Annotated in this window: 20 protein-coding genes and 1 tRNA gene; 19 read left to right on the top strand and 2 right to left on the bottom strand. The window is 73.8% G+C overall.

Going from position 1 to position 26,779, the window contains the following annotated elements; translation table 11 throughout:
* Window positions 1-6 precede the first annotated feature (6 nt).
* The 16 genes from pafA to pyk all read left to right on the top strand — a co-directional run bounded on the left by pafA (window position 7) and on the right by pyk (window position 21,811).
* Entirely contained in the window at window positions 7-1,368 is a 1,362-nt protein-coding gene (gene pafA, locus I598_RS03840; RefSeq protein WP_068201415.1) for a Pup--protein ligase, read from the top strand.
* A 40-nt stretch (window positions 1,369-1,408) separates the two neighbouring features.
* Complete coding sequence (locus I598_RS03835) at window positions 1,409-2,401, top strand: FKBP-type peptidyl-prolyl cis-trans isomerase (protein ID WP_157557154.1); 993 nt, start codon at window positions 1,409-1,411, stop codon at window positions 2,399-2,401.
* 7 nt (window positions 2,402-2,408) lie between these two features.
* Window positions 2,409-3,179 (top strand): imidazole glycerol phosphate synthase subunit HisF, encoded by a 771-nt coding sequence (gene hisF, locus I598_RS03830; RefSeq protein WP_068201413.1) that lies wholly within the window; start codon window positions 2,409-2,411, stop codon window positions 3,177-3,179.
* Window positions 3,180-3,343: 164 nt separating this feature from the next.
* A complete protein-coding gene (locus I598_RS03825) occupies window positions 3,344-5,188 on the top strand; it encodes an ABC transporter ATP-binding protein (protein ID WP_068204884.1) in 1,845 nt (614 codons plus the stop codon).
* The gene (locus I598_RS03820; protein ID WP_068201411.1) at window positions 5,185-6,990 is read left to right on the top strand and encodes an ABC transporter ATP-binding protein; all 1,806 of its coding nucleotides are present in this window, start codon (window positions 5,185-5,187) and stop codon (window positions 6,988-6,990) included. The genes I598_RS03825 and I598_RS03820 overlap by 4 nt, the downstream gene beginning before the upstream one ends.
* A 42-nt stretch (window positions 6,991-7,032) precedes the next feature.
* Complete coding sequence (gene hisI, locus I598_RS03815) at window positions 7,033-7,419, top strand: phosphoribosyl-AMP cyclohydrolase (protein ID WP_068201410.1); 387 nt, start codon at window positions 7,033-7,035, stop codon at window positions 7,417-7,419.
* Window positions 7,416-9,002 carry an anthranilate synthase component I gene (locus I598_RS03810; protein ID WP_068201408.1) on the top strand — a complete coding sequence of 529 codons (1,587 nt, stop codon included), beginning with the start codon at window positions 7,416-7,418 and terminating at the stop codon, window positions 9,000-9,002. Before hisI ends, I598_RS03810 begins: the two co-directional genes overlap by 4 nt.
* Complete coding sequence (locus I598_RS03805) at window positions 8,999-9,586, top strand: Trp biosynthesis-associated membrane protein (RefSeq protein ID WP_068201405.1); 588 nt, start codon at window positions 8,999-9,001, stop codon at window positions 9,584-9,586. Before I598_RS03810 ends, I598_RS03805 begins: the two co-directional genes overlap by 4 nt.
* Before the next feature lie 41 nt (window positions 9,587-9,627).
* Window positions 9,628-9,906 carry an HGxxPAAW family protein gene (locus I598_RS03800; protein WP_068201401.1) on the top strand — a complete coding sequence of 93 codons (279 nt, stop codon included), beginning with the start codon at window positions 9,628-9,630 and terminating at the stop codon, window positions 9,904-9,906.
* Between the two features lie 216 nt (window positions 9,907-10,122).
* A complete protein-coding gene (gene trpC / locus I598_RS03795; RefSeq protein ID WP_068201399.1) occupies window positions 10,123-10,947 on the top strand; it encodes an indole-3-glycerol phosphate synthase TrpC in 825 nt (274 codons plus the stop codon).
* 50 nt (window positions 10,948-10,997) lie between these two features.
* On the top strand, window positions 10,998-12,290 hold the full coding sequence (gene trpB, locus I598_RS03790; protein ID WP_083973516.1) for a tryptophan synthase subunit beta: 1,293 nt from the start codon (window positions 10,998-11,000) through the stop codon (window positions 12,288-12,290).
* Window positions 12,251-13,135, top strand: a complete 885-nt coding sequence (gene trpA / locus I598_RS03785) for a tryptophan synthase subunit alpha (RefSeq protein ID WP_068201396.1) — start codon at window positions 12,251-12,253, stop codon at window positions 13,133-13,135. The genes trpB and trpA overlap by 40 nt, the downstream gene beginning before the upstream one ends.
* Window positions 13,132-14,148, top strand: a complete 1,017-nt coding sequence (gene lgt / locus I598_RS03780; RefSeq protein WP_083972847.1) for a prolipoprotein diacylglyceryl transferase — start codon at window positions 13,132-13,134, stop codon at window positions 14,146-14,148. The genes trpA and lgt overlap by 4 nt, the downstream gene beginning before the upstream one ends.
* A gap of 124 nt (window positions 14,149-14,272) precedes the next feature.
* Window positions 14,273-18,841, top strand: a complete 4,569-nt coding sequence (gene gltB, locus I598_RS03775; RefSeq protein WP_068201394.1) for a glutamate synthase large subunit — start codon at window positions 14,273-14,275, stop codon at window positions 18,839-18,841.
* The gene (locus tag I598_RS03770; protein WP_068201392.1) at window positions 18,834-20,300 is read left to right on the top strand and encodes a glutamate synthase subunit beta; all 1,467 of its coding nucleotides are present in this window, start codon (window positions 18,834-18,836) and stop codon (window positions 20,298-20,300) included. Before gltB ends, I598_RS03770 begins: the two co-directional genes overlap by 8 nt.
* Window positions 20,301-20,377: 77 nt before the next feature.
* A complete protein-coding gene (pyk, locus tag I598_RS03765) occupies window positions 20,378-21,811 on the top strand; it encodes a pyruvate kinase (RefSeq protein ID WP_068201390.1) in 1,434 nt (477 codons plus the stop codon).
* A 58-nt stretch (window positions 21,812-21,869) separates the two neighbouring features.
* Here the strand turns inward: pyk and I598_RS03760 are convergent.
* A tRNA-Leu gene (locus tag I598_RS03760) sits at window positions 21,870-21,943 on the bottom strand.
* A 183-nt stretch (window positions 21,944-22,126) separates the two neighbouring features.
* On the opposite strand from I598_RS03760, the gene I598_RS03755 reads away from it, so the two are divergent.
* Both I598_RS03755 and I598_RS03750 read left to right on the top strand, forming a co-directional pair.
* Window positions 22,127-22,747, top strand: a complete 621-nt coding sequence (locus I598_RS03755) for an ANTAR domain-containing response regulator (RefSeq protein WP_068204880.1) — start codon at window positions 22,127-22,129, stop codon at window positions 22,745-22,747.
* 124 nt (window positions 22,748-22,871) lie between these two features.
* Window positions 22,872-23,606 (top strand): GNAT family N-acetyltransferase, encoded by a 735-nt coding sequence (locus I598_RS03750; RefSeq protein ID WP_068201388.1) that lies wholly within the window; start codon window positions 22,872-22,874, stop codon window positions 23,604-23,606.
* Between the two features lie 10 nt (window positions 23,607-23,616).
* Here the strand turns inward: I598_RS03750 and I598_RS03745 are convergent, their stop codons facing one another.
* Window positions 23,617-24,042, bottom strand: coding sequence for a hotdog fold thioesterase (locus I598_RS03745; RefSeq protein ID WP_068201386.1), 426 nt, complete (start codon window positions 24,040-24,042; stop codon window positions 23,617-23,619).
* Between I598_RS03745 and polA the strand changes: the two genes are divergently transcribed.
* A complete protein-coding gene (gene polA, locus I598_RS03740) occupies window positions 24,041-26,773 on the top strand; it encodes a DNA polymerase I (RefSeq protein WP_068201384.1) in 2,733 nt (910 codons plus the stop codon). The two genes, I598_RS03745 and polA, sit on opposite strands and share 2 nt — an antisense overlap.
* The last annotated feature ends 6 nt before the right edge of the window (window positions 26,774-26,779 follow it).

Raw genomic sequence — 26,779 nt, 5'->3', positions numbered from 1 at the left:
ACGGCCATGGACCGACGCATCTTCGGGCTGGAGACGGAGTACGGGGTGACGTGCGCGGCCGAGGACGGCCGTGGTCTGAGCGCGGACGAGGTGGCGCGCTACCTGTTCCGCAAGGTCGTCGCGTGGGGCCGGTCGTCGAACGTGTTCCTGCGCAACGGGTCCCGGCTGTACCTCGACGTCGGCTCGCACCCGGAGTACGCGACGGCCGAGTGCGACGACGTCCGCCAGCTCGTGGCGTACGACCGGGGCGGTGAGCGGATCCTCGAGGGCCTGGTCGCGGACGCCCAGCAGCGCCTGGAGCACGAGGGGCTGCCGGGCAAGGTCCACCTGTTCAAGAACAACACGGACTCGGCCGGCAACAGCTACGGCTGCCACGAGAACTACCTGGTGCGCCGGCAGGGCGACTTCTCCCGGCTGAGCGACGTGCTCGTGCCGTTCCTCATCACCCGGCAGGTGCTCACGGGCGCGGGCAAGGTGCTGCCGACCCCGCGCGGAGCGACGTACTGCCTGTCCCAGCGGGCCGACCACATCTGGGAGGCCGTCTCCAGCGCGACGACGCGGTCGCGCCCGATCATCAACACGCGCGACGAGCCGCACGCGGACGCCGAGCACTACCGGCGCCTGCACGTCATCGTCGGCGACTCGTCGATGTCGGAGTCGACGACGATGCTCAAGGTCGGCGCGACCGACCTCGTGCTGCGGCTGGTCGAGGCCGGCGTCCCGGTGCGCGACCTCAGCCTGGAGAACCCGATCCGGGCGATCCGGGAGATCAGCCACGACTCCACCGGGCTGCACCTCGTCCAGCTCGCGAACGGGCGCACCGCGACGGCCGTCGACATCCAGGCCGAGTACTACCAGCGGGTGCGGGAGCACGTGGACGCGCACGTGGACCCCACCCCGCAGGTGAAGCAGGTGCTGGACCTGTGGGAGCGGGGGCTGCGCGCGCTGGAGTCGGGGGACCTCAGCCTGGTGGACCGCGAGCTCGACTGGGTGATCAAGCTGCGGCTCATCGACCGCTACCGGGCCAAGCACGGGCTGGAGCTCGACGACCCGCGGATCGCCCGGCTCGACCTCGCCTACCACGACATCTCCCGCACCGAGGGGCTGTACAACCTGCTCGCCGCCCGCGGCATGGTGGAACGGATCGTCACGGACCTCGAGGTGTTCGAGTCGACGGCCGTCCCGCCGCAGACGACGCGCGCCAAGCTGCGCGGCGACTTCGTCCGGGCCGCCCAGGACGCGCGCCGCGACTACACGGTCGACTGGGTGCACCTCAAGCTCAACGACCAGGCGCAGCGCACGGTGCTGTGCAAGGACCCGTTCCGCAGCGTCGACGAGCGGGTGGAGCGGCTCATCGAGTCGATGTGAGCGCGCAGGTGGTGCCGGTCGGTCGTGGCAGACTGTCCCGGTGCTCCCCACCACCCGTCTCCGCCGCGCCCTCGCGGGCGCCACGGTCGCGGCGGTGCTGCTGGCGGCCGGCTGCTCGTCGTCGGTGTGGTCGCAGGTGACGCCCTCGGCGCCGCCGGAGCAGGTGCCGGTCGAGGTGGTCGGCGCGCAGGGCGCGCCGCCCGAGCTGGACTACCCGCAGCCGTACGCCGTGTCCCGGGCGGGTTCGCGCACCCTGCTGCAGGGCACCGGTGACGTGCTCGAGGACGGTGGCGCGGTGCTGCTGGACATGTACGCCGAGGACGGGCGCGACGGGAGCGTCATCACCTCGACCTTCCAGGACGCGCCGGCCTGGTACGACATGACGCCCGAGGCGCTCGGGCAGAACCTCTACGACTCGCTGCGCGGCAAGCGGGTCGGCGCCCGGGTGCTCCTCGTGGAGGAGGACGACGGCGTCCCGGTCGTCCTCGTCGTGGACGTGCTGCCGACCGTCGCGGCGGGCGAGCCCGTGGAGGTGCCCGAGGGGCTGCCCCAGGTGCTGCGCGAGACCGACGGGTCGCCGCGCGTCGTGGTGCCCGACGCGGACCCGCCGCAGGAGCTCGTCGTGCAGCCGGTGCAGCGCGGCAACGGCCCGCAGGTCTCCGTGGGACAGGTCGTCACCGCCCGCTACGTGGCCGTGCGCTGGAGCGACGGGACGGTGGTCGACTCCAGCTGGGGTGCGGGCGTGGCGCCGCAGTCCGCGACGATCGGGATCGGCCAGCTCGTCGAGGCGTGGGACCAGGGCCTGCTGGAGCAGTCGGTCGGCTCGCGCGTCCTGCTGGTGGCGCCGCCGAACCTGGCGCACGGCGGCACCGGCAACGAGCTCGCCGAGGAGACGATCGTCTACGTCGTCGACGTCCTCGACGCCCGCTACCAGGTGACCGAGGAGGTCCCGCCCGCCGAGGGCGAGGACGGCGGCACCACCGACGAGGCCTCCGGCGGGCGCGAGCCCGCCGGCACCACCGAAGAAGGGTGACCTGCGCATGACCGTGGCTGTCCGTGTGATCCCGTGCCTGGACGTCGACGCCGGCCGGGTGGTCAAGGGCGTGAACTTCGAGAACCTGCGCGACGCCGGGGACCCGGTCGAGCTCGCGGCGCGGTACGACGCCGAGGGCGCGGACGAGGTGACGTTCCTCGACGTGTCGGCGTCGTCCGGGAACCGGGAGACGATGGTGGACGTCGTGCGGCGCACGGCCGACCAGGTGTTCGTCCCGCTGACCGTGGGCGGCGGGGTGCGCTCCACGGACGACGTCGACCGGCTGCTGCGGGCCGGGGCCGACAAGGTGGGTGTCAACACCGCCGCCATCGCCCGCCCGGAGCTGGTCGCGGAGATCGCGGACCGGTTCGGGAACCAGGTCCTCACCCTGTCGGTCGACGCGCGTCGGGTCACGGGCGAGGTGACCACCCCGTCGGGGTACGAGGTCACGACGCACGGCGGCCGCCGCGGCACGGGCATCGACGCCGTGGAGTGGGCGGAGCGCGCGGCCGGGCTGGGCGCGGGGGAGATCCTGCTCAACTCGATGGACGCCGACGGCACGACGGGCGGGTTCGACCTGGAGATGCTCCGTGCCGTGCGCGAGCGGGTGACGGTCCCGCTCATCGCGTCGGGCGGTGCCGGGACCCCCGAGCACTTCGTCGAGGCCGCCCGCGCAGGGGCGGACGCCGTGCTGGCGGCCAGCGTCTTCCACTTCGGCGCGCTGACGGTCGGCCAGGTCAAGGACGCGATGCGCGCGGCGGGCGTCGTCGTCCGCTGACGCTCCGGGGGCCGTGCGGCGACGGGCGGAATCCGGTTGCCCGGGGCGCTAGGATCGATTCGACCCCCCTGGACGGAACGTGAGGACCCCCTGTGCCCGAGGTGCCCGCCGACGACCGCCCGGCCACGCTGAGCGGGTCGCGGCTGCGACGCAGCGCCGCCCTGATGTGGCGCGGCATGCGGACCCGGCCCCGGCTCTACCTGCTGGCGGTGCTGGCCGCCGCCGTGTTCGGTGCGACCACCGTGGCGATCAGCCGCGCCGTCGGCTGGGCCACGGACGCCGTCGTCGTGCCCGCCATCGCCGGCGACGAGGCGGCCCGCGGCGACGTCTGGCTCGCCGGCCTCGTGCTCGTGGGCGTCGCGGTCACCCTCGCGGTCTCGGTCGCCTTCCGCCGGATCTGGGCCGGCTGGGGGTACGTGGGGATCCAGGCGCACCACCGGCGCGCCCTGACCCGCCAGTTCCTGCGGCTGCCGATGTCCTGGCACCGCGCGCACCCGGCCGGGCAGCTCCTGTCCAACGCCAGCGCCGACGTCGAGGCCGCCACCGGCGTGTTCAACCCGCTGCCGTTCGCGCTCGGCGTCGTGGTGATGATCGGCGTCGCCACGGTGATGCTGCTCGCCATCGACCCGTGGCTCGCCGCCGCGGCGCTCGTCGTCATCCCGGCCACCATCGCCGCGAACCTCGTGTTCCAGCGCTACATGGACCCGGCCGCGACCCGCGCGCAGCAGCTGCGCGCCGACGTCGCGGACGTCGCGCACGAGTCCTTCGAGGCGGCGCTGCTGGTCAAGGCCCTCGGCACCGCCGACCGGGAGGAGGCCCGCTTCGCGGAGCGGACCGACGCGCTGCGACAGGCCAACGTGCGCGTCGGCGTCGTGCGGGCGATCTTCGACCCCGTCGTCGAGCTCCTGCCGAACCTCGGCACCCTGCTGGTGCTCGGGGTGGGGGCGTGGCGCGCGTCGACCGGCGCGGTCGACGTCGGCGACGTCGTCACCGCCGCCTACCTCCTCACCCTCATGGCCGTGCCCGTGCGCGCCTTCGGCTGGGTGCTCGGCGAGCTGCCGCGCGGGCTGGTCGGTCACGACCGCATCAGCCGGGTGCTCGACACCCGCGGCGAGCTCGCCGCGGGTGCCGGCACCCTGCCCGGCGGCGAGGAGGGCCTCGCCGTCCGGCTGGAGGGCGTGGGCGTCGACGTGCCGGTGGCGGGTCGCCGGATCACGCTGCTCGACGGCGTCGACCTCGACGTCACGCCCGGCACCACGGTCGCGGTCGTCGGCCCCACCGGTGCCGGTAAGACGACGCTGGTGTCCCTGCTGAGCCGACTGAGCGACCCCACGCGGGGCGTGGTGCGCCTCGACGGCGCGGACGTCCGTGACCTCGCCGACGGCCAGGTGCCCGCGCAGGTCGCGCTCGTCGCGCAGCAGACGTTCGTCTTCGAGGACACGGTGCGGGCCAACGTGACCCTGGCCGACGAGGTCTCGCCCGAGGTCGACGAGCAGGTCTGGCAGGCCCTGCGGCTCGCCCGCGTCGACGACGTCGTGTCCGCGCTGCCCGACGGCCTCGACGCGCCGCTGGGCGAGCGCGGCGCGAACCTGTCCGGCGGGCAGCGGCAGCGCCTGGCCCTGGCCCGCGCGCTCGTGCGGCGCCCGCGCCTGCTCGTGCTCGACGACGCCACCAGCGCCGTCGACCCGCGGGTCGAGCAGGAGATCCTCGCGGGGCTCGCCCACGGCGAGGGCGGCCGGCGGCCGACGACGGTCGTCATGGTCGCCTACCGCATGTCGTCGGTCGCGATGGCCGACGTCGTCGTGCACCTGGAGGCCGGACGCGTCGTCGACGTCGGCACCCACGGCGAGCTGCTCGCCCGCGACGCCGGGTACCGCGCGCTCGCCACCGCCTACGAGGCCGAGACGGAGCGCCGCCGCGAGGAGCGCGCCGACGAGCGGGCCGTCGAGGACCCGGACGCCGCCGTCGAGCCGTCCGTCGCCGACGAGGACCAGGAGGTCGTCCGATGACCGACTCCCGCATCGCCGTCGCCAGCGACCTCGGCGTGCTCGCCACGCTGCGCCGCGGCGTGGCGATCTCCCCGCAGATCGTGCACGGGCTGTGGCTCACCCTCGCGATCGCCGTGGTCGCCGCCGCCGGCCGCGTGGTCGTGCCCCTCACCGTGCAGCGCACCGTCGACGACGGCATCCTCGCCGCCGGCGGCCCCGACGCCGGCCGGATCGCCCTCCTCACGGGCCTCGCCGCGGGCGCGATCGTCGTGGCCGGGATGTGCACGGCCGTGGTCAACGTCCGGCTCTTCCGGTCCACCGAGGCCGGTCTGGCGGGCCTGCGCGTGCGGGCGTTCCGGCACGTGCACGACCTGTCGACCCTCTCCCAGGGCTCGGAACGGCGCGGATCGCTCGTCTCGCGCGTGACCGGCGACGTCGACACGATCTCGCTGTTCGTCCAGTGGGGCGGCATCATGCTGCTCGTCTCCAGCCTGCAGATCGCCGTGGCCACGGTGCTCATGGCCGTCTACTCGCCGGTGCTGACGGTCGTGGTGTGGGTCTGCTTCGTGCCGTTGTTCCTCGTGCTGCGGCACGCCCAGCGGTCGGTCGGCGGCCGCTTCGCCAAGGTCCGCGCGCGGGTCGGCGCGATGCTGGGCGCGGTGTCGGAGGCGGTCGTCGGCGCCGAGACCGTCCGGGCGTACGGAGTCGCCGCGCGGACCGGACGGCGCATCGACGCCGCCGTCGAGGAGACGCGGCTGGCGCAGGGCCGCGCCCAGGTGCTCGTCGCGGCCGTCTTCTCCTCCGGCACGCTCATGGCGAACCTCGTGCTCGCCGTCGTGGTCGTGGCGGGCACCTACCTCGGGATCGGCGGCCATCTCACGGCCGGTGAGCTCGTCGCCTTCCTGTTCCTCGTGCAGCTCTTCACCGGTCCGGTGCAGATGGCCACGGAGATCCTCAACGAGCTCCAGAACGCCGTCGCCGGGTGGCGGCGCGTCATCGCCGTCGTGGACACGCCGCTCGACGTCCCCGACCCGGGGGCCGACGCCGCCGACAGCCCGCGCGGCGACGCCCGGGTCACGCTGCGGGGCGTCCGGTACTCCTACCCCGACGGGCCGGAGGTGCTGCACGGCGTCGACCTGGATCTGCCCGCGCGCCGCAAGATCGCGGTGGTCGGCCGGACCGGGTCGGGCAAGACGACGATCGCGAAGCTGGCCACGCGGCTCATGGACCCGACCGAGGGCAGCGTCGAGCTGGACGGCGTGGACCTGCGCCGCATCCCGCTCGCGCGGCTGCGCGAGCGGGTGGTGCTCGTCCCGCAGGAGGGCTTCCTCTTCGACGGCACCGTGCTCACCAACGCGGCCTACGGCCTGCGCGGTCCCACGGCCGACCCGGCCGACCCCGAGGTGCGGGCCCGCGTCACGGCGGCGTTCGCCGCGCTCGGGCTGGCGGACTGGGTCGCCGGGCTGCCCGGCGGGCTCGACACCGACGTGGGGCAGCGCGGCGAGGCGCTGTCGGCGGGGGAGCGGCAGCTCGTCGCGGTCGCGCGCGCCTACCTCGCGGCGCCCGACCTGCTCGTCCTCGACGAGGCGACCTCCGCCGTCGACCCCGCCACCGAGGTGCGCATCGCGCGTGCCCTGGACACGCTGACCTCCGGCCGCTCGACGATCACCATCGCGCACCGGCTCTCCACGGCCGAGGCGAGCGACCTCGTCGTCGTGGTGGACGACGGCCACGTCGTCGAGGTGGGGCACCACGACGACCTCGCGGCGGCGGACGGCGTGTACGCCCGCATGCACGCGAGCTGGGTGGCCCAGACCCGCTGAGACGGCGTCCGGGGAGCCGACCCGGCGTGAAAGGATGCCTGCGTGCAGAACCAGACCTCGCTCGAGAAGTCCGTCGCCGACCGCCTCAAGCGGGACGAGCACGAGCTCGTCGCCGCGATCGTGCAGCAGCACGACACCGGTGACGTGCTGATGCTCGGCTGGATGGACGACGAGGCCCTGCACCGCACGCTGACCACGGGCCGGGTGACGTTCTGGAGCCGGTCGCGCGGCGAGTACTGGCGCAAGGGGGACACCTCCGGGCACCGTCAGTACGTGCGCTCCGTCGCGATCGACTGCGACGGCGACGCCCTGCTCGTGCGGGTCGACCAGGTGGGCGCCGCGTGCCACACCGGGGCCCGGACCTGCTTCGAGGCCGGCGGCGCGCTGCCCGCCGTCGTCGGCCACCCCGACCCCGAGGAGAACCGGTGACCACCACGCCCGCCACGCCCGCCCCCGCTGCCGTCGCACCGACGTCCGAGCAGCTCGCCTGGGGCGCGACCTGGCCGGGCCTGGAGACGTTCCGCGACCTCGCCCGGGACCGCCGCGTCATCCCGGTCGTGCGCCGGGTGCTGGCCGACGACGTCACCCCGGTGGGTCTGTACCGCACGCTCGCGCAGGGCCGTCCGGGCACGTTCGTGCTCGAGTCGGCCGAGGCGGGCGGCGCGTGGGCGCGCTGGTCGTTCGTGGGCGTGGAGGCGCGCGCGACGCTGCTGTCCGACGGCGGCCGGGCCGTGTGGCGCGGCGACGTGCCCGCGGGCATCCCGACCGAGGGCGACGTCCTGGACGTCCTCGGTGCCGCCCTGGAGGCGCTGCGCAGCGAGCCGATCGACGGGCTGCCCCCGCTGACGGGCGGGTTCGTCGGGGCGATGGGCTGGGACGTCGTGCGGCACTGGGAGCCGACCCTGCCGGCGACCGCGCCCGACGAGCTCGACGTGCCCGAGGTCGCCCTCACCCTGGCGACCGACCTCGTCGCCGTCGACCACCACACGGGCGCCGTGTGGCTCGTGGCGAACGCCGTGAACGGTGACGCCACCGACGAGCGGGTCGACGAGGCGCACGCCGACGCCGTCGCCCGTCTCGACGCGCTGGCCGCACGCCTGGCAAGCCCGACCGCGCCGGTGCGGACCGTGCTCGGCGACGGGCCGGAGCCCGCGCTGGAGTTCCGGTCGACCCGCGCCGAGTTCGAGGACGCGGTGCGGGCCGGGCAGGAGGCCATCCGCGACGGCGAGGTGTTCCAGGTGGTGCTGTCCCAGCGCCTCGACCTCGACTGCCCGGCCGACCCGCTCGACGTCTACCGGGCGCTGCGGACGATCAACCCGAGCCCCTACATGTACTACTTCCAGCTCCGTGACCACCGCGACCGCGACTTCGCCGTCGTCGGGTCCAGCCCGGAGACGCTGGTCAAGGTCGACGCCGGGCACGTCACCACCTACCCGATCGCCGGGTCGCGCCCCCGGGGCGCGACGGTCGAGGAGGACGTCGAGCTCGGCGAGGAGCTCATCGCCGACCCCAAGGAACGCGCGGAGCACCTGATGCTCGTCGACCTGTCGCGCAACGACCTGGTCAAGGTGTGCGAGCCGACCTCCGTAGAGGTCGTCGAGTTCATGGTGACCCGACGCTTCAGCCACATCATGCACCTGTGCTCGACCGTGGTCGGGCGGCTGCGGGACGGGGCGACCGCGCTCGACACACTGCGGGCCACGTTCCCGGCGGGCACCCTGTCGGGCGCGCCGAAGCCGCGCGCGATCGCGCTGATCGACGAGCTCGAGCCCGCGTCGCGGGGGATCTACGGCGGTACCTGCGGGTACCTCGACTTCGGCGGGAACATGGACATGGCCATCGCGATCCGCACGGCGTTCCTGCGCGACGGCCGGGCGTCGGTGCAGGCGGGCGGCGGGATCGTCGCCGACTCGGTGCCGGCCCTGGAGTACGCGGAGTCGCGCAACAAGGCGGCCGCCGCGGTGCGCGCGGTCCAGCTCGCGGCCCGCTTCACCGACCTGGGCGACGCATGAGCCCCGCGATCCGGAGCCGCTCGCGGGCGGTCGTCGCGCTCCTGCTGCTGGGCGGGGCCGCGTTCGCCGTGTCCGCCCCCGTGTGGCTGCGCACCACCGTCGCGACCGCGCTCGAGCCGCAGGTCACGGTGGAGGTCACCGGGACGACGGCGGCGCCTGCCGTCAGCGCGGCGGCGTTCGTCACGCTCGCCTGCGCGCTGGCGACCACCCTCGCCGGCGCGGTGGCGCGTCGCGTCGCGCTGGTGGTCGCGCTGCTGGGCGGCCTGGCCGTCGGTGGCGGGGCGGTGGCGGTGCTGCTCGACCCCGAGGCCCCCGCGGTGGCCGGCGCGGCGGACGCGGCCGGCGTCACGACCCTCACCTCGGCGGTGAGCGTGACGCCGTGGCCGTGGCTGGCCGTCGTCGTCGGTCTCGCGATCGTCCTGGTCTCCGTCGCCGCGCTGCTGGGCGCGTCGTCGTGGCAGGCCTCCGGCGGGCGGCACGAGCGCGCCGGCGCCGCACCGGGCCCCGCCGTCGGCGCCGCACCGGACGCGCAGTCCGACTGGGACGCCCTGTCCGGGGGGACCGACCCCTCGGCGGACCGGTAGTGTTGACCCCGCATCACGTGACCGAGAGGCCGGAGACACCCATGACCGAGAACCGCACCGCCGAGCCGATCTACCTGCCGGAGGCGGTCCCGCCCACCAACCACGGGCACACCGTCGCCGCCTGGACCGCCATGATCGGCGTGATCCTGGGCGCCCTCGTCTCGTCGGTCGGCGTCCTGCCGGGCGTGCCCTTCGTGCTGTTCTGGGTCGGCCTCGCGATCGCCGCGGGCGCCCTCGTCGTCGGTGTCGTCCTGCGCAACATGGGCTACGGCCAGCCCAAGCCGGGCGTGGTGCCCAAGCGCGCCGGCTCCGGTCACTGAGACTCCACCACGACGCCCGCGCCCCGTCCCCGGGGCGCGGGCGTCGTGCTGCGTGGCGGCGGCGTGCGCCGCGTCACGGTGCCGTAACGATCTCCTGACGCGCCGGACGTGATCCGCACCACGTCGCCGACGGTGCGTCTCGCGCCTCGGGCGGTGGTCATCCGCTGGGCGAACCGGGCCTACGATGGCAGGACACGACCGGGGGAGGGGAGACGCATGACAGTCCTGGAGGACATCGTCGCGGGTGTTCGCGAAGACCTTGCCGTGCGCCAGGCGCGCACCTCGCTCGACGAGCTCAAGGAGCGCGCCGCCAAGGTGCCGGGAGCCCTCGAGTGCTGCGGCCGGCTGCTGTCGGAGGACAGGGTCGCCGTCATCGCGGAGGTCAAGCGGTCCAGCCCGTCCAAGGGTGACCTCGCCCCGATCACCGACCCTGCCGCCCTCGCCGCGGAGTACGCGGCCGGTGGCGCGAGCGTCATCTCCGTGCTCACCGAGGAGCGCCGCTTCGGCGGCAGCCTCGCCGACCTCGACGCCGTCCGCGCCCGGGTGGACGTGCCCGTGCTGCGCAAGGACTTCGTCGTCACGCCCTACCAGGTGTGGGAGGCGCGCGCCCACGGCGCCGACGTCGTCCTGCTCATCGTGGCGGCCCTCGAGCAGACCGTGCTCACGTCGCTGATCGAGCGGGTGCACTCCCTCGGCATGACGGCGCTCGTCGAGGCGCACACCGCCGACGAGGTGCGCCGGGCGCTCGACGCCGGCGCGCGGGTGGTGGGCGTCAACGCCCGCGACCTCAAGACCCTCGAGGTCGACCGCGGCACGTTCGCCCGCCTCGCACCCCTCATCCCCGACGACGTCGTGCGTGTGGCCGAGTCCGGCGTGCGCGGGCCGCACGACGTGCTCGAGTACGCTCGCGCCGGCGCCCACGCGGTGCTCGTCGGCGAGGCCCTGGTGACCGACGGCGAGCCGCGACGGTCCGTCGCCGACCTCGTCGCCGCGGGCGCGCACCCCTCGCTGTGGTCGGTGCGGCCCGCCGCGCAGCCCTGACGGCGGCGCCCGCCCCGACCGAACCCCCCGACACCGACCAAGGAGCGACCGTGCCTGACCAGCCCGTGCGCGACGCGCTGACCGAGACGCTGGCGCACCAGGTGGCCGGCCGGCTCGCCGACGTCCAGGGCCCGTACTTCGGGCCGTTCGGCGGCCGCTACGTCCCCGAGGCGCTGATCGCCGCCCTCGACGAGCTCGAGACCGAGTTCCGCAAGGCGCAGGGCGACCCCGCGTTCGCGGCGGAGCTCACACGGCTCCACCGTGACTACACGGGCCGCCCGTCGCCGCTGACCGAGGTGCCCCGGTTCGCCGCGCACGCGGGCGGGGAGCCCGGTGACGTGCGGGTGTTCCTCAAGCGCGAGGACCTCAACCACACCGGTTCGCACAAGATCAACAACGTCCTCGGGCAGGCGCTGCTCGTCCAGCGCATGGGCAAGACCCGCGTGATCGCCGAGACCGGGGCCGGCCAGCACGGCGTCGCCACCGCCACCGCGGCCGCGCTCCTGGGCCTCGAGTGCGTCGTCTACATGGGCGAGGAGGACACCCGCCGTCAGGCGCTGAACGTCGCCCGCATGGAGCTGCTCGGCGCCACGGTCGTGCCCGTCGCCGTCGGCACCCGCACCCTCAAGGACGCCATCAACGAGGCGCTGCGCGACTGGGTGACCAACGTCGAGGACACGCACTACCTGCTCGGCACCGTCACCGGCCCGCACCCGTTCCCCGAGATGGTCCGCGAGTTCCACCGGATCATCGGCGAGGAGGCGCGCGAGCAGGTGCTCGACCGCGTCGGCCGCCTGCCCGACGTCGTCGCCGCGTGCGTCGGCGGCGGCTCGAACGCGCTCGGCCTGTTCAACGCGTTCCTCGACGACGAGGGCGTCGAGCTGTACGGCTTCGAGGCCGGCGGCGAGGGGGTCGACTCCGGTCGGCACGCGGCCCGCTTCTCCGGTGGTGCACCCGGGGTCCTGCACGGCGCGCGGTCGTACCTGCTGCAGGACGACGACGGCCAGACCCGGCCCAGCCACTCGGTCTCGGCGGGCCTGGACTACCCGAGCGTCGGCCCGGCCCACTCGTGGCTGCACGACCTCGGGCGCGCCACGTACGAGCCGGTGACCGACACCGAGGCCATGGACGCCTTCCGCCTGCTCTGCCGCACCGAGGGCATCATCCCCGCCATCGAGTCCGCGCACGCGCTCGCCGGGGCGCTGCGGGTCGGCCGCCGCCTCGTCGCCGAGGGACGCACCGACCAGGTGGTGCTGGTGAACCTCTCCGGACGTGGCGACAAGGACGTGGCCACGGCCGCACGATGGTTCGGCCTGCTGCCGGACGCGGAGGAGGAGCGGTGAGCACCACCACGACCTCGCGCACCGGCGCCCGGCTCGACGCCCTGCGCGCCCAGGGCCGTCCGGCCCTCGTGGGCTACCTGCCCGTCGGCTACCCGGACGTCGCGCGGTCGGTAGAGGCCGTGACGACGATGGTCGACGCCGGCGTGGACGTCGTCGAGATCGGCGTGCCGTACACCGACCCGGTGATGGACGGTCCCGTCATCCAGGCCGCCGCCGAGGCCGCGCTGGCGGCCGGTGCGCGCGTGCGCGACGTGCTGCGGGTGGTCGAGGCGGTCGCGGACCGCTCGGGCGGCAGCGTGCCGACGCTCGTCATGTCGTACTACAACCCGGTGCTGCGCTACGGGGTGGGAGCGTTCGCGCGGGACCTCGCCGCCGCGGGTGGAGCGGGCATGATCACGCCCGACCTCATCCCCGACGAGGCCGGCGAGTGGGTCGCGGCTGCCGACGAGCACGACCTCGACAAGGTCTTCCTCGTCGCGCCGAGCTCCACCCCGGAGCGCCTGCAGCTCACCGCGCGGGCGTCGCGCGGGTTCGTCTACGCCTCCTCGACGATGGGCGTCACGGGCGCCCGCGCGGCCGTGGGGCGACGTGCCGAGCAGCTCGTCGCGGACACCCGCGCCGCGGGCGCCGAGCACGTCTGCGTCGGCATCGGCGTCAGCACCGGTGACCACGCCGCGGAGGTCGGGCGCTACGCGGACGGCGTCATCGTCGGCTCCGCACTGGTGCGCACGCTGCTCGGCGACGACCCGTGGGCCGCCCGCCTGGACGCGCTGGGCCGGGTGACCGCCGAGCTCGCCGACGGCGTGGCACGTGCCCGTACGAGCACCACCGGAGGACCTTCGTGACCACCATCGGCCAGGTCGCCGCGTCGATCCCGAGCCCCGCCGAGTCCGTCTGGTACCTGGGCCCGGTGCCCGTGCGCGCCTACGCGCTGGCGATCCTCGTGGGGATCGTCGTCGCGGCGTGGATGACCATGAAGCGGTGGGAGGCGCGCGGCGGGGACCCCGACGACGTGCTCGACATCGTGTTCTGGGCCGTGCCGTTCGGCATCGTCGGCGGCCGCCTGTACCACGTGATCTCGACCCCCGACCCCTACTTCGGGGAGGGCGGCGACCCGGTCCGTGCCCTGTACATCTGGCAGGGCGGTCTCGGTATCTGGGGCGCGGTCGCGCTCGGTGCCGTCGGCGCGTGGATCGGGTGCCGCCGCAAGGGCGTGCGTCTGAGCTCCTTCGCGGACGCCCTCGCGCCCGGGCTGCTCGTCGCGCAGGCGATCGGACGGCTCGGCAACTGGTTCAACCAGGAGCTCTTCGGCGCGCCGACGACCCTGCCCTGGGGCCTGGAGATCGACCCCGAGGTCATCCAGCGGCTGAACACCGCCACCGGCACCTCGTTCGCCGAGGGCACCCTGTTCCACCCGACGTTCCTCTACGAGATCCTCTGGAACCTCGGCGCGGCCGCCCTGCTGATCTGGCTCGACCGTCGGTACAGACTCGGTCATGGGAGGGTATTCTGGGCCTACGTCGCGCTCTACACCCTCGGCAGGGTGTGGATCGAGATGCTCCGCATCGACACCGCCGAGGTGGTCCTCGGTCTGCGGCTGAACGTGTGGACGTCGATCGTGCTGGGGCTCGCTGCCCTCGTCATGTTCGTCGTCATCGGACGGCTGCGCCCGGGCCGCGAGGACGGTGTGGCGCTCCCGGGTCGCGCACCACGCGACCAGGACGCCGCCGAGGCGGAGACCGAGACCGACGACGCTCCCCGAGGACCGGACGCGTCCGCCCCGGAGGGCGACGACGGCACGACCGCCGAGGGAACGAAGGTCGCCGGGTCCGACCAGGACCCGGCACCGCACGCCTGACGTCGGCGACCCGGGTCACCCACCCGGAGCACCGCGTCGCGCAATCCGACGGGCCGACGACGTCCCGAACCACCATGCAAGAAGCAGACGCGCCCGCGTGCGGGCGCACAGGAGGACGGTGTTGATGACCACGCCGCAGCACTGGGTCGCGCCCCCCTCGGCGCAGGGCCTCTACGACCCCGCGTCCGAGCACGACGCCTGTGGTGTCGCCTTCGTGGCGACCCTGCGAGGGACCCCCGGCCGCGACATCGTCGACGCGGGCCTGACCGCCCTGCTCAACCTCGACCACCGCGGTGCGGTGGGTGCCGAGGAGAACAGCGGCGACGGGGCCGGGATCCTCACCCAGATCCCCGACGCGTTCGTGCGCGACGTCGTCGACGCCGAGCTGCCGCCCGCGGGTCGCTACGCGATCGGCATGGCCTTCCTGCCGCAGGACCCGGCCGAGGCGGACGCCCTGGCGCGCCGCTTCGAGGCGATCGCCGTCGAGGAGAAGCTGGACGTGCTCGCCTGGCGCGACGTGCCCGTGACGGCCGACCTGGTCGGCCCGACCGCCCGGGCGTCGATGCCGACGTTCCGCCAGGTCGTCGTGGCCGACCCCGAGCGGGAGCTCGGCGGCCTCGACCTGGACCGCCGTGCCTACCGGCTGCGCAAGCGTGCCGAGCACGAGCTCGACCTGTTCCTCGCCTCGCTGTCGGCCCGGACGATCACGTACAAGGGCATGCTGACGACGGCGCAGCTCGAGCCGTTCTTCCCGGACCTGTCCGACCCGCGCTACGCGTCGGAGATCGCGCTGGTCCACTCCCGGTTCTCGACGAACACGTTCCCGTCGTGGCCGCTGGCGCAGCCGTTCCGGCTCATCGCGCACAACGGCGAGATCAACACCGTCAAGGGCAACCGCAACTGGATGGCCGCGCGCGAGGGCACCCTCGCCAGCGACGTCCTCGGCGACCTTGCCCCGCTGCTGCCCGTGTGCAGCGAGGGGTCCAGCGACTCGGCGAGCTTCGACGAGGTGCTCGAGCTGCTCCACCTGTCGGGTCGTTCGCTGCCGCACTCGGTGCTCATGATGATCCCCGAGGCGTGGGAGAACCACGCCGAGATGGACCCGGCCCGCCGGGCGTTCTACCAGTACCACGCGAACCTCATCGAGCCGTGGGACGGCCCCGCCTGCCTCACGTTCACCGACGGCACGCTCATCGGCGCGGTCCTCGACCGCAACGGCCTGCGCCCGGGACGCTACTGGGTGACCGAGGACGGCCTGGTCGTGCTCGGCTCCGAGGCGGGCGTCCTGGACATCGACCCCGCCACCGTGGTGCGCAAGGGTCGCCTCGAGCCGGGCCGCATGTTCCTCGTGGACACGGCCCAGGGCCGGATCGTCGAGGACGACGAGGTCAAGTCCCAGCTCGCCGCGCAGCGTCCCTACGCCGAGTGGATCGAGCAGAACTCCATCGCCCTGGAGTCCCTGCCCGAGCGCGAGCACGTCGCGCACTCCCCGGCGTCCGTCCAGCGGCGGCAGCGGGCCTTCGGGTACACCTCCGAGGAGCTCAAGGTCATCCTCACGCCGATGGCCAACACCGGCGCCGAGCCGCTCGGGGCCATGGGCTCCGACACGCCCGTCGCGGTGCTGTCCAGCCGGCCGCGCCTGCTGTTCGACTACTTCACGCAGATGTTCGCGCAGGTGACCAACCCGCCGCTGGACGCGATCCGCGAGGAGCTCGTCACGTCGATCGGCGGCGCGATCGGCCCCGAGCCGAACCTGCTCTCGGACACCCCGGCGCACGCGCGCAAGCTCCTGCTGCCGTTCCCGGTGCTCGACAACGACGAGCTCGCCAAGATCGTCCGCATCGACCGGGACGCCCGGCTCGAGGGCGAGTTCCGCGCCGTCATCGTGCGGGGCCTCTACGACGTCTCCGGCGGCGGCCGTGCGCTGCACGAGCGGCTCGAGGAGATCTTCGCCCAGGTCGACGACGCGATCGCCGACGGCGCCACCCACATCGTGCTGTCGGACCGTGACTCGGACGCCGAGCGCGCGCCCATCCCGTCGCTGCTGCTCACCAGCGCCGTGCACCACCACCTGCTGCGCCGCCAGACCCGCACGCGGATCTCGCTGCTGGTCGAGGCCGGCGACGTGCGCGAGGTGCACCACGTCGCGCTGCTCATCGGCTACGGCGCCGCCGCGGTCAACCCGTACCTGGCGATGGAGACCGTCGAGGACCTGGCCCGCCGCGGCTACCTCGACGTCGCCCCCGAGACGGCCGTGAAGAACCTCATCAAGGCGCTCGGCAAGGGCGTCCTGAAGGTGATGTCCAAGATGGGCATCTCGACGATCATGTCGTACCGCGGCGCACAGGTCTTCGAGGCGGTCGGGCTGTCCCACGAGCTCGTGGAGGACTACTTCACGGGCACGACGAGCCGCCTGGCCGGCATCGGCCTCGACGTGCTCGCGGCCGAGACGGCCGCCCGCCACACCGAGGCGTACCCGGCGTCGGGCAACCACACGCCGCACGAGCGCCTCACCACCGGCGGCGAGTACCAGTGGCGCCGCGACGGCGAGGAGCACCTCTTCGACCCGGAGACCGTGTTCCGCCTCCAGCACGCCACCCGCTCGAAGCGGATGGACATCTTCCGTCAGTACACGCACCGCGTCGACGAGCAGTCGGAGCGGCTCATGACGCTGCGCGGCCTGCTGCGCTTCGCGGAGGGCCGCGAGCCGGTGCCGCTGGACGAGGTCGAGCCGGTCAGCGAGATCCTGAAGCGGTTCAACACCGGCGCCATGTCCTACGGCGCGATCAGCCAGGAGATGCACGAGACCCTCGCGGTCGCGATGAACCAGATCGGCGGACGCTCGAACTCGGGCGAGGGCGGCGAGGACCCGGAGCGGCTCTACGACCCGCAGCGCCGCTCGCGCGTCAAGCAGATCGCCTCGGGGCGCTTCGGCGTCACCAGCGAGTACCTCACGCAGGCCGACGACATCCAGCTCAAGCTCGCCCAGGGCGCCAAGCCCGGCGAGGGCGGCCAGCTGCCCGGGCCGAAGGTCTACCCGTGGGTGGCCCGCACCCGGCACTCGACGCCGGGCGTCGGCCTCATCTCGCCGCCGCCGCACCACGACATCTACTCGATCGAGGACCTCGCGCAGCTCATCCACGACGCCAAGAACGCGAACCCGAGCGCCCGCGTGCACGTCAAGCTCGTCTCCGAGTTCGGCGTCGGCACGGTCGCGACGGGCGTGTCCAAGGCGCACGCGGACGTCGTGCTCATCTCCGGCCACGACGGCGGCACGGGCGCGAGCCCGCTGACGTCGCTCAAGCACGCGGGCACGCCGTGGGAGATCGGCCTGGCCGAGACCCAGCAGACGCTCGTGCTGAACAACCTGCGCGACCGGATCACGGTGCAGGTCGACGGCCAGATGAAGACCGGCCGCGACGTCGTCGTGGCGGCGCTGCTCGGTGCCGAGGAGTTCGGGTTCGCGACGGCGCCGATGGTGGTCTCGGGCTGCATCATGATGCGCGTCTGCCACCTCGACACCTGTCCGGTGGGCGTCGCCACGCAGAACCCGGAGCTCCGGCGCCGGTTCACCGGCACCCCCGAGTTCGTCGTGAACTTCTTCGAGTTCATCGCCACCGAGGTGCGCGAGCACCTCGCCGCGCTCGGCTTCCGGTCGATCGAGGAGGCCGTCGGTCAGGTGCAGGTGCTCGACACCCGCGGCGCCGTCGACCACTGGAAGGCACAGGGCCTCGACCTGGCCCCGGTCCTGGAGCGGATCGAGCCCCCGGCCGGCTCCGCCCTGTTCCGCACCCAGGCGCAGGACCACGGCCTGGACCGTGCGCTCGACCAGCAGCTCATCGCGGCCGCGGGGCCCGCTCTCGAGGACGGGCTGCCCGTCCGCATGGAGTTCCCCGTGCGCAACGTCAACCGGACGGTCGGCACCATGCTCGGCCACGAGGTGACCAAGCGGTACCGCGGCGCGGGCCTCCCGGACGACACGATCGAGGTCGTGCTCACGGGTTCCGCCGGCCAGTCGTTCGCCGCGTTCCTGCCGCGCGGCGTCACGCTGCGCCTCTTCGGCGACGCGAACGACTACGTCGGCAAGGGGCTCTCCGGCGGACGCGTCGTCGTCCGCCCTGACAAGGCCGCCGTGCTCGAGGGCGCCGCGAACGTCATCGCGGGCAACGTCATCGGCTACGGCGCCACGTCGGGCGAGATCCTGCTGCGCGGCCGCGTGGGCGAGCGGTTCGGCGTCCGCAACTCCGGTGCCACGCTGGTCGTCGAGGGCGTGGGGGACCACGGCTGCGAGTACATGACCGGGGGCGAGGTGCTGGTGCTCGGCCCGACCGGACGCAACTTCGGCGCGGGCATGTCCGGCGGCGTCGCCTACGTGCTGGACCTGCGTCCCACGGCGATGAACGGCGCGTCGGTGGGTTCGGGCGAGCTCGTCGTCGGTCCGCTCGCGGACGACGACTGGGCCCGGGTGCGCGAGCTGCTGGAGCGGCACGCCGCCGAGACCGGGTCGACCGTCGCCGCCGCGCTGCTGGACGACGACGGCGCGCGCGCCCGGTTCTCCCGGGTGCTGCCGCCCGCGTGGGCGAACGTCCGCGCTGCACTGGCCGAGGCCGAGGCGGCGGGAACGCCGCTCGGCGAGGGCGAGGACTTCGACCCCACCCTGTGGGAGCGCATCATGGAGGTGGCTCGTGGCTGATCCCCGCGGATTCCTGAAGGTGCGGGAGCGTGAGCTCCCGCCGAACCGCCCCGTCGAGGTGCGGCTGCGCGACTGGAAGGACACCCACGCGCACCGTGCGGAGGGCCAGCCGTTCCTCCAGGAGCAGGCGGGCCGCTGCATGGACTGCGGCATCCCGTTCTGCCACCAGGGCTGCCCGCTGGGCAACCTCATCCCGGAGTGGAACGACCTGGTGCGCCAGGGCCAGTGGGCCGACGCCATCGAGCGCCTGCACGCGACGAACAACTTCCCCGAGTTCACCGGCCGGGTCTGCCCGGCACCGTGCGAGACGAGCTGCGTGCTGGGCATCAACCAGCCCGCGGTGACGATCAAGAACGTCGAGGTCTCGATCATCGACGAGGCGTTCGAGCGCGGCCTGGTGCGCCCGCAGGTGTCGCAGCGGCTCACCGGCAAGACCGTGGCCGTGGTCGGGTCCGGTCCTGCGGGCCTCGCGGCCGCCCAGCAGCTCACCCGCGCCGGGCACACCGTCGTGGTGTACGAGCGGGACGACGCGATCGGCGGTCTGCTGCGGTACGGCATCCCCGACTTCAAGCTCGAGAAGAAGCACATCGACCGTCGGCTGGAGCAGATGACGGCCGAGGGCACCCGGTTCCGGCCGGGGGTGGAGATCGGCAGGAACATCACCTGGGACGCGCTGCGCCGCCGGTTCGACGCCGTCGTGGTGGCGACCGGGGCCACCGTCCCGCGCGACCTGGTGGTCGAGGGCCGCGGTCTCGCCGGGGTGCACTACGCGATGGACTTCCTCACCCCCGCCAACAAGGCGGTCGCGGGGAGCCCGGTCGAGGGTGCGCCGAGCGCCGAGGGCAAGCACGTCATCGTCATCGGCGGCGGCGACACCGGCTCCGACTGCGTGGGCACGTCCCTGCGGCAGGGCGCGGCGAGCGTGACGACGCTGGCGATCGGCAAGCGCCCGCCGAGCGAGCGCCCCGCGAGCCAGCCCTGGCCGACGGACCCGATCCTGTTCGAGGTGTCGACGTCGCACGAGGAGGGCGGCGAGCGCCGCTTCCTGGCCTCGACGGTCGAGCTCGTGGGCGACGCCGAGGGTCGCGTGGTGGCGCTGCGCGTCGCCGAGACGGAGTACCTCCCCGACGGGCGCCGGGCGCCCAAGGCCGGGACCGAGCACGAGATCCCCGCGGACCTCGTGCTGGTCGCGATGGGATTCACCGGTCCGGAGACGGACTCGCTGGTCGCCCAGACGGGCGCCGGCACGACCGATCGGGGCCTCGTGCACCGTGGCGAGGACTACGCGGCCACCGTGCCCGGCGTCTTCGTCGCCGGTGACGCGGGCCGCGGTCAGTCGCTGATCGTGTGGGCCATCGCGGAGGGGCGGGCGACCGCCGCCGCGGTGGACGCATTCCTCCAGGGCTCCACGGAGCTGCCGGCCCCGGTGGGCCCGCGCACCGTCGCCCTGAGAGGATGACATGAGACCCGGGCGCCGTGGGGCGCCCGGGCGCGGTCCCGGTGGCGCCGGGACCGTACGACGACGAGGCTGGAGACATGCGCAGAGCGAAGATCGTGTGCACCATCGGACCCGCGACGGCGTCCCCGGAGAAGCTCCGGGAGCTGGTCGACGCGGGTATGGACGTGGCCCGGATCAACCGGAGCCACGGGGAGAAGTCGGAGCACGAGGCCGTCTACCACGGCGTCCGGGCCGCGGCCCAGGACGCGGGGCGCAACGTCGCCGTGCTGGTGGACCTGCAGGGTCCCAAGATCCGGCTCGGCCGGTTCGCCGGTGACGAGAAGCACTTCCTGAACGAGGGTGACACGTTCACCATCACCACCGAGGACGTCGAGGGGTCGCGCGAGCTCGTCTCCACGACCCACCACGGTCTCCCGCAGGACGCGCGGGTCGGCGACCCGATCCTCATCGACGACGGCAAGGTCCGCGTACGCGTGACCGCCGTGGAGGGCCCCCGGGTCACCACGGTCGTCGAGGTGCCGGGCCCCGTGTCGAACAACAAGGGCCTGAACCTGCCGGGCGTGGCCGTGTCCGTGCCCGCCCTGAGCGACAAGGACACCGATGACCTGCGCTGGGCGCTGCGACTCGGTGCCGACCTCATCGCGCTGTCCTTCGTGCGCAACGCGGCGGACTACGACGACGTCCGCCGCATCATGGACGAGGAGGGGCGGGTCGTCCCCGTCATCGCCAAGATCGAGAAGCCGCAGGCGGTGGACAACCTCGAGGAGGTCGTCGCCGCGTTCGACGGCTTCATGGTGGCCCGTGGCGACCTCGCCGTGGAGATGCCGCTCGAGCAGGTGCCGCTCGTCCAGAAGCGGATCATCGAGCTCGCGCGTCGCAACGCCAAGCCCGTGATCGTCGCCACGCAGGTGCTGGAGTCGATGACCACGAGCCCGCGCCCGACGCGTGCCGAGGCCTCCGACTGCGCCAACGCGGTCCTCGACGGCGCCGACGCGGTCATGCTCTCGGGGGAGACCTCGGTGGGTGACTACCCGATCATCACGGTGCAGACGATGGCCTCGATCATCGAGGCGACCGAGGAGCTCGGCCGGGAGCGCATCGCGCCCCTCGGCTCGACCCCGCACACGCGCGGTGGTGTGATCACCCGCGCGGCCGCCGAGATCGGCGAGACGCTCGGGGTGAAGTACCTCGTGACGTTCACCCAGTCGGGCGACTCGGCGAAGCGCATGTCGCGCCTGCGCTCGGGCATCCCGCACCTGGCGTTCACGCCGGAGGAGTCGGTCCGCAACGTGCTGGCCCTGACGTGGGGCACCACGTCGTACCAGGTGCCCGCCGTCGGCTCGGTCGACGCGATGGTGAGCCAGGTCGACCAGACCCTGCAGGCGAACGGGCTGGCCGAGGTCGGCGACCGGGTCGTCATCGTCTCCGGCGCGCCGGTCGGCGTCCCGGGCACGACGAACTCGATCCTGGTGCACAAGGTGGGTTCGAGCTCGGACGCCCGCTCGGAGTGACGTCCTGACGCCGCAGGGCCCGTCCACGTCTCGTGGGCGGGCCCTGCGGCGTCCTGGGTGCCCCGGGTGGGACTCGAACCCACACTGGATCGGGTTTGAGCCGATTGCCTCTGCCGATTGGGCTACCGGGGCGCGGGGCCCATCGAACCACACCGGCCGGTGCGCCGCCGAACCCGTCCCGGGCGTCGGACGACGGGGCGGCCGGCCGTGCCGACGGTCACAGCACGCGACCGGTCGCGATGCGCGCACCCGGCCTGTCGGGGGACTACGATGACAACCGTGACCGACGAGAAGCTGCCCCTCGACCTGCCCCCGATGATCGACGCTGAGCCGGCTCCGGCACCTGCCGCGCCCGCGAAGCCGTCGCGGCGCGCCGTGGTCGCCGAGGACGAGGCGCTCATCCGGATGGACGTCGTGGAGACGCTCCGCGAGGCAGGGTTCGACGTCGTCGGCGAGGCCGGCGACGGCGAGACCGCCGTGCAGCTGGCCGTGGAGCTCAAGCCGGACGTCGTCGTGATGGACGTCAAGATGCCGGAGCTCGACGGGATCTCGGCGGCCGAGCGGATCGGCAAGGCCCACGCGGCACCCGTCGTCCTGCTGACGGCGTTCTCGCAGACGGAGCTCGTCGAGCGTGCCCGCGACGCGGGGGCCATGGCGTACGTCGTCAAGCCGTTCACGCCGGCCGACCTGCTGCCCGCGGTCGAGATCGCGATCTCGCGGTACCAGCAGATCGGTGCCCTGGAGTCGGAGGTCGCGGACCTCCAGGACCGGTTCGAGACCCGCAAGCGCGTGGACCGCGCGAAGGGGCTGCTCATGACCAAGATGGGTCTGAGCGAGCCGGAGTCCTTCCGCTGGATCCAGAAGACGTCGATGGACCGCCGTCTGACCATGCGCGAGGTCGCCGACGCCGTCATCGAGCAGGTCGGCGGCGCCTGAGACACGTTGTGCGACTCCCTGGGGACCGCTAAGGTCGCCAGGGAGTCGTTATCGTTTCGTGACCCCTCCCGCTCGCCTCCCGGGCGACGGCGGTGCGCGGTCACAGGTTTCGGTAGGGGGTGCGATGCGAGCAGGGATCGAGGTGCGGTCCGCGGTCGAGAGCGACCTGCGGGCCGTCGCCGAGCTGACCGCGACCCACGTCCCGGAGGGCGGTGCGGTCGCGACGGCCGAACCGGGCCGCTTGTGCGAGCACCTCAGCGTGCTGGTCGCGGCGGGCGGCGAGGTCCTGGTGGCCCTCGAGGACGGCGAGACCGTCGGTTTCCTGCTGGCGCGCGTGCTCGGTCCGCGGCTGTTCTCGACCGCCCCGAGCCTCTACGTCGACGCGATCATGGTGGCCCCCGGCGCTCGGCGCCACGGCGTGGGACGTGCGCTGCTCGCCTCCGCCCTGGAGCTCGCCACCACGGCCGGCGCGGAGAACGTGTACTGCGCCCCCGCGCCCGGTGCCCGCGACATGCACCGGTTCCTCGCCCAGCTCGGCTTCGCGCCGGCGGCCGGCCACCGGGTCGTGACGACCGCGGTGCTCGAGCGGCGCCTCACGCAGGACGCGGCACCGCGGCCGACGATCATCCGGCGCGGCGACCCGCGCCGCCGCCGGGACGCGACACGTGCGGCGATCGAGGACCTGGTGGCCCGCCGCCGGCGGGCCCGCGAGGCCGGGCTGCCGACGGGCCCGGTGGACCTGCGGGCCTTCCAGGCCGAGCACGCCGCACAGGCCGAGCGCGCGGCGCAGGCCGAGCAGGACGTCCTCCAGGTCGTCGTCCCGGCAGGGTCGCGGGCGACCGGCGCCGACGCGTCCTGACGACGCCCCCTCAGGGCGTGCCCAGCACCATGCAGGTCAGGCGCGCCGTCGCGACGCGGCGGCCGTCGTCGTCGACCACGACGATCTCGTAGGCCGCCGTCGACCGCCCGAGATGGATCGCCGTCGCGGTGCCGTGCACGGTCCCCTCGCGGACGCCCCGGTGGTGGGTGACGTTCAGCTCGATGCCGACGGCCGCGCGCCCGGTCCCGGCGTGCACCTGGGCCGCGACGGACCCGAGGGTCTCCGCCAGCGTGGCGGTGGCCCCACCGTGCAGCAGGCCGGCCGGCTGGGTGTTGCCCGCGACGGGCATGGTGCCGAGCGTGCGCTCTGCGCCCACCTCGACGAGCTCGATCCCGGTGCGCTCCAGCAGCGTCCCGGCGGCAGCGCGCTGCCAGTCGGCGGTGGTCCGGGGGTGGCCCGGCGTCGTGTCGGTCATGGGCGATAGGTTGGCACCCGTGACGACCTCAGCGCGAACCGAGACCGGTGCGACACCTCGGGCCCGGCTCCTCCTCATCGACGGCCACTCCATGGCGTACCGGGCGTTCTACGCCCTGCCCGACACCCTGGTGACGTCCAGCGGCCAGGTGACGAACGCCGTGTACGGGTTCACGTCGATGCTGACCAACCTGCTGCGGGACGAGGCGCCGACCCACCTCGCCGTCGCGTTCGACGCCGGACGGGTCACGTTCCGCACCGAGCGGTACGTCGAGTACAAGGCGAACCGGGCCGCCACGCCCGACACGTTCCGGGGCCAGGTGCCGCTCATCCAGGAGGTGCTGGAGGCCCTGCACGTCCCGTTCCTCCAGCGGGAGGGGATCGAGGCGGACGACATCCTGGCGACCCTCGCCCGGCAGGGCCGGGAGGCAGGCATGGAGGTCCTCGTCTGCTCCGGGGACCGGGACTCTTTGCAGCTCGTCACCGACGACGTGACCGTCCTGTACCCGAAGAAGGGCGTCTCGGAGCTCGCCCGGATGACACCGGACGCCGTCGTCGAGAAGTACAAGGTGCGCCCCGAGCGCTACCCGGACCTCGCGGCCCTCGTGGGGGAGACCAGCGACAACCTGCCGGGCGTGCCCGGCGTGGGGCCGGGTGTGGCGGCGAGGTGGATCGAGCAGTTCGGCGACCTCGACTCGCTCCTGGCCCGACAGGACGAGGTGACGGGCAAGCGCGGCGAGGCGCTGCGCGACCACGCCGACCAGGTCCGGCTGAACCGGGAGCTCAACGCGCTGCTGACCGACGTGGAGCTGCCGCTGGGCGTGGGTGACCTCGCGCTCGCCGGCTTCGACCGGGAGGCCGTGCACCGGGTCTCGGACACCCTGCAGTTCGGCACGCTGCGCGACCGGCTCCTGGCCGTCGACCCCGCGGCCGGCCCGGACGCCGACGACACCCCCGGCGAGGGCGTCGAGGTGACGGTCCACGACGGCCCGGTCGGCCCGTGGCTGCGCGCCCGTGCGGGGCAGCCGACCGGCCTGGACGTCTCCGGGACGGCCCGCCCGGGGGCGGGGGACGCCTGGCAGCTCGCGCTGGCCGGTGCGAGCCGGGACGGCGCCGCGGAGGGCGTCGTGGTCGACCTCGCCGAGGTCTCCGGCGACGACGAGCGGGCCCTCGCCGCGTGGCTCGCCGACCCCGGCGCGCCCAAGGTGGTGCACGGCGCGAAGGCGGCGTGGCACATGCTCGCCGCGCGCGGGCTTCCGCTGGCCGGCGTCGTGTTCGACACCGAGCTCGCCGCCTACCTGTGCTACCCGGACCAGCGCGGCTACGACCTGACCGACCTGGTGGTCCGCCACCTCGGGCGCGAGCTGACGGTGGCGGACGGCGGTGCCCAGGGCGCCCTGGACCTCGACCTGGACGCCGGCGAGCCGGGCGGTGACGCGGTGGTCCGCGCGGCGTCGGTCGCCGACCTGGCCGGCACGCTCGCCGAGCTCCTGGCCGACCGCGGCGGGGCCGACCTGCTGCGGGACCTCGAGCTGCCGCTCGGTCTGGTGCTGGCAGGGATGGAGGCCACCGGGATCGCGGCGGACACCGCCTTCCTCACCGAGCTCGAGCAGTACTTCGCGACCGGCGTCGCGGACGCCGCGGCGGAGGCCTACGCGATCATCGGGCGGGAGGTGAACCTGGGCAGCCCCAAGCAGCTCCAGGAGGTCCTCTTCGACCAGCTCGGCATGCCGAGGACGAAGAAGATCAAGACCGGCTACACGACCGACGCCGCGTCGCTCCAGGAGCTCTTCGCCAAGACCGAGCACCCGTTCCTCGCGCACCTGCTCGCGCACCGCGACGCCGCGAAGCTGCGCACGACCGTCGAGGGCCTGCTCAAGGCCGTGCAGCCGGACGGCCGGATCCGCACGACGTTCCAGCAGACCATCGCCGCGACGGGGCGGCTCAGTTCGACCGACCCGAACCTGCAGAACATCCCCATCCGCACCGAGGCCGGTCGGCGGATCCGGCGTGCCTTCCGGGTGGGCGACGGCTACGCCGAGCTCCTCACGGCGGACTACAGCCAGATCGAGATGCGGATCATGGCGCACCTGTCGGGCGACGAGGGGCTCATCGCGGCCTTCCGGTCGGGGGAGGACCTCCATCGCTACGTCGGGTCGCGGGTGTTCGACGTCGCTCCGGCGGACGTCACCCCGGAGATGCGGGCCAAGGTCAAGGCGATGAGCTACGGGCTGGCCTACGGGCTGAGCGCCTTCGGCCTGTCCCAGCAGCTCGGCGTCCCCACGGGCGAGGCACAGGGACTCATGGACGACTACTTCACCCGGTTCGGCGGGGTGCGCGACTACCTCACCGGCGTGGTGGAGGAGGCCCGCGCGACCGGCTACACGGCGACGATCCTCGGTCGCCGCCGGTACCTCCCGGACCTCACGAGCGACAACCGCCAGCGCCGCCAGATGGCCGAGCGGATGGCGCTCAACGCCCCGATCCAGGGCAGCGCGGCCGACATCATCAAGCTGGCGATGCTCGGTGTGCAGCGTGAGCTCGACGAGCGCGAGCTGGGCTCGCGGCTGCTGCTGCAGGTCCACGACGAGCTGGTCGTGGAGGTCGCCGAGGGCGAGCGGCAGGTGGTCGAGGAGGTGCTGCGCACCCAGATGGGCGCGGCCGTGGCGCTGGACGTGCCGCTGGACGTGTCGGTCGGCGCGGGGGAGACCTGGCACGACGCCGGGCACTGACGGGTT

Origin of the sequence: Isoptericola dokdonensis DS-3, from assembly GCF_001636295.1 — a bacterium.
Classification (GTDB): domain Bacteria; phylum Actinomycetota; class Actinomycetes; order Actinomycetales; family Cellulomonadaceae; genus Isoptericola; species Isoptericola dokdonensis.
This window is presented reverse-complemented; position numbering and strand designations above follow the sequence as displayed.